The following is a 794-nucleotide window of genomic DNA, read 5'->3' as shown; positions in this document are numbered from 1 at the left end:
CCCGCCATCGCCAGCAGGCCGATCCCCGCATGGTGGGCCAAGGTTCGTGGCGTCAGCGCGCGGATCTGGCGCCAGGCGAAGGGCAGCAACATCAGGCTGAGCACCACGCAGCGCCAGAACACCACCAACAGCGCCGGCGCATGATCGAGCGAAAAGCGCGCACCGATGAAGCCGGAACTCCAGCTCAGCACCAGTCCGGCCTCGAGCACCACCAGGGGCACGGTGAACAGCCAGCCCGGCGTGGAGCAGGGTGGGGCGCATGGACGAGGTGTGGCAGTGGTCGGATTCATGCCTGCACCGTAACGAACGGGCGTAGTCTAATAAATCAAAATAAGCTGACTTAGTCGTACAGGATTATTGAATCATGCCGTCCGTGCTGGATATCGAACTGTTACGTACCTTCCACGCCGTGGCTCGCGCGGGGCGCTTCAAGGCGGCCGCCGAGCAACTGCACAAGAGTCCGGCCGCCATCAGCGTGCACATTCAGCGGCTGGAGAGCGTGGCCGGCGGCCGACTGCTGGACCGAGACAACCAATCCGTCGCCTTGACCGTGCTGTGCCAGCGTTTGCTGATTGCCACCACCGAGTTGCTGAATACCCACGACCGGGTCTTGAGCGAAGTACAAGGTACCCAACTGTCGGGCAGGGTCACCTTGGGTATTCCGGACGAATATTCCGCCCATGTGATCCGCGACATCTTGCCGATCTTTGCCGCGGCCTGGCCCAATGTGGTGTTGGAGGTCAAGACCGCCCCCAGCTATTCGCTGCGCGATCTGGTGGAGCGCGGCAAGCTGC

1 protein-coding gene and 1 pseudogene are annotated in these 794 nt (G+C 62.7%); one reads left to right on the top strand and one right to left on the bottom strand.

What is annotated here, in order from left to right; all coding sequences use genetic code 11:
* Positions 1-290 (bottom strand): annotated as a pseudogene (locus B3397_RS15625) (EamA family transporter); the annotation flags it as partial.
* A 74-nt stretch (positions 291-364) separates the two neighbouring features.
* Between B3397_RS15625 and B3397_RS15620 the strand changes: the two are divergent.
* Positions 365-794: LysR family transcriptional regulator (locus B3397_RS15620; protein ID WP_296251709.1), on the top strand; the 430-nt coding region annotated here is incomplete at its 3' end.

It is taken from the genome of Pseudomonas sp. UBA4194 (assembly GCF_002379585.1).
Taxonomy (GTDB): Bacteria; Pseudomonadota; Gammaproteobacteria; order Pseudomonadales; family Pseudomonadaceae; genus Aquipseudomonas.
Note: the sequence above shows the minus strand (reverse complement) of the source record. Positions and strands in the feature narration are given on the sequence as shown.